Raw genomic sequence first — 6,959 nt, 5'->3', positions numbered from 1 at the left:
GGCGGGGCCCGGGGGGGGGGGGGGGGGGGGGGGGGGACGGGCCGCTGGGCGGAGCCCTTCCCCACCCCGCCCCTTCCCGAACGGGGGGCGGGCCCCCGGACCCCCGTACGGCCTGCGGCCGTGTCCTCAAGCGCCGGACGGGCCGGGTCGGGTCGTCAGATGCGGTCGAGGACCCGGGTCAGGAGCTCGCCCATGCGGGCGGCCGAGTCGCGGCCCGCCTGGAGGACCTCTTCGTGGTTCAGCGGCTCACCCGAGAGGCCCGCCGCCAGATTGGTGACGAGGGAGATGCCCAGGACCTCGGCGCCCGCCTCGCGGGCCGCGATGGCCTCCAGGACGGTGGACATGCCGACCAGGTCGCCGCCCATGACGCGGACCATGTTGATCTCGGCCGGGGTCTCGTAGTGCGGCCCGGGGAACTGCACGTAGACGCCCTCTTCGAGGGTCTCGTCGACCTCCTTGCACAGGGCGCGCAGCCGCGGCGAGTACAGGTCGGTGAGGTCCACGAAGTTCGCGCCGACGATCGGCGAGGCGGCCGTCAGGTTGATGTGGTCGCTGATCAGGACCGGCTGGCCGGGGCGCATGCCCTCGCGCAGACCGCCGCAGCCGTTCGTCAGGACGACGGTCTTGCAGCCGGCGGCGACGGCGGTGCGCACCCCGTGGGCGACGGAGGCGACGCCCCGGCCCTCGTAGAAGTGGGTGCGGCCCAGGAAGACCAGCACGTGCTTGGCGCCGATCTTGTACGAGCGGACCTTGCCGCCGTGTCCCTCGACGGCCGGCGGCGGGAAGCCGGGCAGCTCGGTGACGGGGAACTCGGCCTCCGGAGCGCCGAGCGCGTCGACGGCCGGCGCCCAGCCGGAGCCCATGACGAGCGCCACGTCGTGGTTCTCGATTCCGGTCAGCTCGCGAAGTCGCGTGGCTGCGGCCTCGGCGGCCTCGTACGGGGTGGCAGTTGCGTTCACTGACTCTCTCGCCTCGGGGAGGGGGGTCCGAGGGGAGCCCCGGACGGATTTCGTACCCGCAGAAGCGTAGCCCGAGAATTCCTACGCGCGTAGATGACAGTGCGGACGGACATGCGATCGTTGTCTTGTCGTTTCCGACAAACGGCGGCCCGGTTCCGGGTTCCGTGGTCCGTCCGGGCGCGTCGGAGGCGCGTCAGCACGGACGCTTGCGCAGCTCCATCACGTAGTCGTGGGGGGCGCCCGCGGACTCCGCCGCGTCGGCGACCTCGCCCAGGTAGCGGGCCGAGGGCAGTCCGCCCTCGTAGGCGTTCAGGACGTAGACCCAGGCGGACTCGTCGCCGTCCAGGGTGTGCACGCGCACCCGCATCCGCCGGTAGATGTCGAGGCCGACGCCCTCCCAGCGGTCCATCGACTCCTCGTCCATCGGGGCGATGTCGTACAGCGCGACGAAGACCTGGGACCGCGGGGCCTCGACGATCGTGGCCAGCGCCCCCTCCCAGCCCATCTGCTCGCCGCCGAAGGTGAGCCGCCAGCCGTTCAGCCAGCCGGTGCCGCGCAGCGGGGAGTGCGGGGCGCGGCGGGTCATGAGCCGCGCGTCGAGGTTGCCGGCGTACGCGGCGTAGAGCGACATGGGGTCGAGGGTACGGGAGGGGAGCGGGTGTCCGTGGAAGTCGGCGACCGGGGCAGCGGCGGCGGCCGTACGGAGCCCCGGGGAGAGACCACCGCCGGCGTACGGGACAATGGGGTACGCACTTGAAGCGTGCGGGACAATGGCGTACGCACTGCAGCCCAGCGGGGGGACCCCCCGGCAGAACGAGAGCGCGAGGCGTAGATCCCAGTGACCCGGATCGTGATCATCGGCGGCGGACCCGGCGGATACGAGGCTGCCCTGGTGGGCGCCCAACTCGGCGCGGAGGTGACCGTCGTCGACTGCGACGGCCTGGGCGGCGCGTCCGTCCTGACCGACTGCGTCCCTTCCAAGACGCTCATCGCCACGGCCGAGGTGATGACCACCTTCGACTCCTCCTACGAGGAGCTGGGCATCATCGTCGCCGACGACACCCCCCACGTGGAGCAGGCCGCCCGGGTCGTGGGCGTCGACCTCGGCAAGGTCAACCGCCGGGTGAAGCGCCTCGCGCTCGCCCAGTCCCACGACATCACCGCCTCCGTCACCCGGGCCGGCGCCCGGGTGCTGCGCGGTCGCGGCCGGCTCTCCGGCCGTCAGGCGACGGACGGCTCGCGCCAGGTGATCGTCACCGCCGCCGACGGCGCCGAGGAGACGCTGACCGCCGACGCCGTGCTGATCGCGACCGGCGGCCACCCGCGCGAGCTGCCCGACGCCCAGCCCGACGGCGAGCGGATCCTCAACTGGACCCAGGTCTACGACCTCAAGGAGCTCCCCGAGGAGCTCATCGTGGTCGGCTCCGGTGTCACCGGCGCCGAGTTCGCCGGCGCCTACCAGGCGCTGGGGTCGCGCGTCACCCTGGTCTCCTCCCGTGACCGCGTGCTGCCCGGCGAGGACCCGGACGCCGCCGCCGTCCTCGAGGACGTCTTCCGCCGCCGCGGCATGAACGTCATGGCCCGCTCGCGCGCCGAGTCCGCCAAGCGGGTCGGCGACCGGGTCGAGGTCACCCTCTCCGACGGCCGGGTCATCTCCGGCACCCACTGCCTGATGGCCGTCGGCGCCATCCCGAACTCGGCCGGAATGGGACTGGAGGAGGCGGGGGTCCGGCTGAAGGACTCCGGGCACATCTGGACCGACAAGGTCTCCCGCACCTCGGCCCCCGGTGTGTACGCGGCCGGTGACGTCACCGGCGTCTTCGCCCTCGCCTCGGTGGCGGCGATGCAGGGCCGGATCGCGATGTACCACTTCCTCGGCGACGCGGTGGCCCCGCTGAACCTGAAGACGGTCTCCTCGAACGTGTTCACCGACCCGGAGATCGCCACCGTCGGTTACACGCAGGCCGACGTGGACGCGGGCAAGATCGACGCCCGGGTCGTGAAGCTGCCGCTGCTGCGCAACCCTCGCGCGAAGATGCAGGGCATCCGGGACGGCTTCGTCAAGCTCTTCTGCCGTCCGGGTACCGGGATCGTGGTCGGCGGCTGTGTCGTCGCCCCCCGGGCGAGCGAGCTGATCCATCCCATCTCGATCGCGGTCGACAACAATCTGACGGTCGAACAGATCGCAAACGCTTTCACGGTGTACCCCTCCCTGTCGGGCTCGATCGCGGAAGTGGCACGGCAGTTGCACACCCGAAAGGCGACGGGCGAGGGCTGATCAGCCCTCCCGCCTGGGGCGATCTGGACAACCCCCGGCAAGGCGGGGCATAGAACGATCAACGACGGGGCCTCCCATACCACTTGGAGGCCCCGTCTGTGCGCATCTTCTGCAATTCGGCGCATAGTGCTGAAAAGTTCCGGCCGGTCAGGTTACTGTCAGTTTCGTGTTCGCTGCAGAACGTCGTCAGTTGATCCTCGAAATGGTGCGCGCCAACGGAGCCGTGTCGCTCCGGGAGCTCGCCCGCGTCGTCCAGACCTCAGAAGTGACCGTACGGCGAGACGTGCGGGCCCTTGAGGCAGAAGGACTCCTCGACCGCCGGCACGGCGGTGCGGTACTGCCGGGCGGATTCACGCGAGAGTCCGGCTTCCCGCAGAAATCCCATCTCGCGACCGCGGAGAAGACGGCCATCGCCGACGTCGCCGCGAGCCTCGTCGAAGAGGGCGAGGCCATCGTCGTCGGCGCCGGGACCACCACGCAGGAGCTGGCGCGCCGGCTCGCGCGCGTGCCCGGCCTCACCGTGGTCACCAACTCCCTGCTCGTCGCCCAGGCGCTGGCCCATGCCAACCGGGTCGAGGTCGTCATGACCGGCGGCACGCTGCGTGGCTCCAACTACGCGCTGGTGGGCAGCGGGGCCGAGCAGTCCCTCCAGGGGCTGCGGGTCTCCCGGGCCTTCCTCTCCGGCAGCGGTCTGACGGCCGAGCGCGGTCTGTCCACGTCCAACATGCTCTCCGCGAGCGTGGACCGGGCACTGGTGCAGGCGGCCGCGGAGGTCGTGGTCCTGGCCGATCACACCAAGCTCGGCACCGACACCATGTTCCAGACGGTGCCGACGGACGTGATCACCCGGCTGGTCACCGACGAGCCCCCGGCGCACGACGACCGGGCCGCGACGGAGCTCCAGGCGCTGGCCGACCAGGGCGTCCAGATCGCCGTGGCGGGCACCGGGGTGGCCGGTGACGCGGTCCCCCCGCCCGGACGCCCCCGCCGCGACGTCCCCCTCCCGGGGCAGCGGGGCCGCCACCCGGGCGCCCAACTGCGCAGCGCGGGCGGGGCGTTGACGAGTGAGGTGCTGGCTCCCGAGCGCGCGGCGCGGGTGGCCGACATGCGCAGGCGCTGAGACGCGATCCGGTGGCCCCTCCCCCAGGGGGCCCGGGTGGGAGGGCCCGCCCTCCGGCTCAGCGCTTCAGGCCCCGCAGGGTCAGGGCGAGCAGACGGTCGGCCAACTCCTCGTCCTCCGGGGACTCCTCGGCGGCCAGGGCGATCGCATTGGTGAGCTGCATCAGATCGCCGATCGACACGTCGTCCCGTACCGTGCCGGCGTCCTGGGCCCGTGACAGCAGGGTCTCGCCCGCCGCCCGCAGCGGTACGCCGCACTGCGCGAGCGCCGAGCGCGCTTCCCGCGAGCCCGACATGGCCGTCAACAGCGCCCGGGAGAGCCCGCGGTACTCACCCGCATGAGTGATCAGGGAGCGCAGCCACTCCACGAGCGCCGGGCAGGGTTCCTCGGCCTCCGCCAGCTCCCGGCCCCGCTGGAGCAGCGCCGCCAGGGCCTCCTGGAACACGGAGTTGATCAGCGCCTCGCGCGTGGGGAAGTGCCGGTAGAGCGTCCCGATACCGACCCCCGCACGGCGGGCGACGTCCTCCAGCGAGGCGTCCGTGCCGTGCTCGGCGAAGACGGCGCGGGCCTCGGTCAGCAGCCGCTCGTGGTTGCGGCGCGCGTCGGCACGCATGGTCCTCCCTCCGAATACGGGCGAAGGGCCCGCAGGCTGTGTGCCCGCGAGCCCTCCGTACCGTACCTGTGTCCAGGCTCCGTCACCGGTGCGGTGATCAGTCCTTGATCTCGCAGATCGGCGCGCCGGACGTCACCGAGGCACCGACCTCGGCCGACAGGCCCTTGATCGTGCCGGAGCGGTGCGCGTTGAGCGGCTGCTCCATCTTCATGGCCTCCAGGACGACGATCAGATCGCCCTCCTTGACCTCCTGGCCCTCCTCGACCGCCACCTTCACGATGGTGCCCTGCATCGGGGAGGCGAGGGTGTCGCCGGAGGCCGTCGGGCCGGACTTCTTCGCGGCACGGCGCTTCGGCTTGGCGCCGGCGGCCAGGCCCGTACGGGCCAGGGACATGCCGAGCGAGGACGGGAGGGAGACCTCCAGTCGCTTGCCGCCGACCTCGACGACGATGGTCTCGCGGCCGGACTCGTCCTCCTCCGCGTCGGCACCGGCCGGCGCGAAGGGCTTGATCTGGTTGTCGAACTCGGTCTCGATCCACCGGGTGTGGACCCGGAAGGGGTCCGCGGTGAACGCCGGGTCGACCACGACGGCCTGGTGGAACGGGATGGCGGTGGCCATGCCGTCGACCTTGAACTCCGCGAGCGCGCGGGCGGCGCGCTGGAGCGCCTGCTCGCGGGTGGCGCCGGTGACGATCAGCTTGGCCAGGAGCGAGTCCCAGGCGGGGCCGATGACCGAGCCGGACTCGACGCCGGCGTCCAGGCGGACACCGGGGCCGGTCGGCGGGTTGAAGGTGGTGACCGTGCCGGGCGCGGGGAGGAAGTTGCGGCCCGGGTCCTCGCCGTTGATACGGAACTCGAAGGAGTGACCCCTTATGGCCGGGTCGTCGTAGCCCAGCTCCTCGCCGTCGGCGATGCGGAACATCTCGCGCACGAGGTCGATGCCGGTGACCTCTTCGGTGACCGGGTGCTCGACCTGGAGACGGGTGTTGACCTCAAGGAAGGAGATCGTCCCGTCGAGGCCGACGAGGAACTCGACCGTGCCGGCGCCGACGTAGCCGGCCTCCTTCAGGATCGCCTTCGACGCCTTGTAGAGCTGGGCGTTCTGCTCCTCGGAGAGGAACGGCGCGGGCGCCTCCTCGACCAGCTTCTGGTGGCGGCGCTGGAGCGAGCAGTCACGGGTGGAGACGACGACCACGTTGCCGTGGGAGTCGGCCAGGCACTGGGTCTCGACGTGGCGGGGCTTGTCGAGGTAGCGCTCGACGAAGCACTCGCCGCGGCCGAACGCGGCGACGGCCTCGCGCACGGCGGAGTCGTACAGCTCGGGGACCTCTTCGAGGGTGCGGGCCACCTTCAGACCGCGGCCGCCACCGCCGAACGCGGCCTTGATCGCGATCGGGAGTCCGTGCTCCTCGGCGAAGGCGACGACCTCGTCCGCCCCGGAGACCGGGTCGGGGGTGCCGGCGACCAGGGGCGCACCGGCGCGCTGCGCGATGTGGCGGGCGGCGACCTTGTCGCCGAGGTCGCGGATCGCCTGCGGCGGCGGACCGATCCAGGTCAGGCCGGCGTCGAGGACGGCCTGGGCGAATTCGGCGTTCTCGGAGAGGAAGCCGTACCCGGGGTGGATCGCGTCCGCGCCGGAGTCCTTCGCGGCCTGGAGCACCTTGGCCATGTCCAGATAGCTGGCGGCCGGGGTGTCACCGCCCAGGGCGAACGCCTCGTCGGCCGCGCGGACGTGCAGCGCGTCCCGGTCCGGCTCGGCGTAGACGGCTACGCTCGCGATCCCCGCGTCCCGGCACGCCCGGGCGACGCGGACAGCGATTTCGCCACGGTTGGCGATGAGCACCTTGCGCACGATGGCTCCCTCCTTGAAAACAAGCTGAGTTTAGGGACTGCCGACACGTCTTTTCGACCCGTCCCCAGTGGTGAGCTTGCCCACACGGAGCGTGATACGAGGCGTTCGGGCTCGTGAAATCCCTTGTCGCACCACGG

Annotated in this window: 6 protein-coding genes; 2 read left to right on the top strand and 4 right to left on the bottom strand. The window is 71.9% G+C overall.

The window, feature by feature from the left end; translation table 11 throughout:
* Positions 1-155 precede the first annotated feature (155 nt).
* Together ACZ3IJ_RS08760 and ACZ3IJ_RS08755 are read right to left on the bottom strand one after the other, a co-directional pair.
* Positions 156-959: a purine-nucleoside phosphorylase gene (locus ACZ3IJ_RS08760; protein WP_352190155.1), complete on the bottom strand. Its 804-nt coding sequence runs from the start codon at positions 957-959 to the stop codon at positions 156-158.
* Between the two features lie 193 nt (positions 960-1,152).
* Positions 1,153-1,590 carry a gamma-glutamylcyclotransferase family protein gene (locus ACZ3IJ_RS08755; protein ID WP_352190175.1) on the bottom strand — a complete coding sequence of 146 codons (438 nt, stop codon included), beginning with the start codon at positions 1,588-1,590 and terminating at the stop codon, positions 1,153-1,155.
* Between the two features lie 207 nt (positions 1,591-1,797).
* Between ACZ3IJ_RS08755 and ACZ3IJ_RS08750 the strand changes: the two genes are divergently transcribed.
* Together ACZ3IJ_RS08750 and ACZ3IJ_RS08745 are read left to right on the top strand one after the other, a co-directional pair.
* Positions 1,798-3,237, top strand: coding sequence for an NAD(P)H-quinone dehydrogenase (locus ACZ3IJ_RS08750; RefSeq protein WP_467466923.1), 1,440 nt, complete (start codon positions 1,798-1,800; stop codon positions 3,235-3,237).
* A gap of 166 nt (positions 3,238-3,403) precedes the next feature.
* On the top strand, positions 3,404-4,357 hold the full coding sequence (locus ACZ3IJ_RS08745) for a DeoR/GlpR family DNA-binding transcription regulator (RefSeq protein ID WP_391798814.1): 954 nt from the start codon (positions 3,404-3,406) through the stop codon (positions 4,355-4,357).
* A 58-nt stretch (positions 4,358-4,415) separates the two neighbouring features.
* Here the strand turns inward: ACZ3IJ_RS08745 and ACZ3IJ_RS08740 are convergent, their stop codons facing one another.
* Positions 4,416-4,970 carry a TetR/AcrR family transcriptional regulator gene (locus ACZ3IJ_RS08740; RefSeq protein WP_467466922.1) on the bottom strand — a complete coding sequence of 185 codons (555 nt, stop codon included), beginning with the start codon at positions 4,968-4,970 and terminating at the stop codon, positions 4,416-4,418.
* Positions 4,971-5,067: 97 nt separating this feature from the next.
* A complete protein-coding gene (locus ACZ3IJ_RS08735) occupies positions 5,068-6,822 on the bottom strand; it encodes an acetyl/propionyl/methylcrotonyl-CoA carboxylase subunit alpha (RefSeq protein ID WP_391798812.1) in 1,755 nt (584 codons plus the stop codon).
* Positions 6,823-6,959: the final 137 nt, after the last annotated feature.

Source organism: Streptomyces sp. NPDC013317, assembly GCF_055563155.1.
The sequence above is the reverse complement of the archived record's forward strand: the minus strand, read 5'-3'. Positions and strand labels throughout refer to the sequence as shown.

Excerpts from the sequence above, each read along its gene's own strand:
- ACZ3IJ_RS08755 (WP_352190175.1), bottom strand. The coding sequence starts at position 1,590 with ATGTCGCTCTACGCCGCGTACGCCGGCAACCTCGACGCGCGGCTCATG.
- ACZ3IJ_RS08740 (WP_467466922.1), bottom strand. The coding sequence starts at position 4,970 with ATGCGTGCCGACGCGCGCCGCAACCACGAGCGGCTGCTGACCGAGGCC.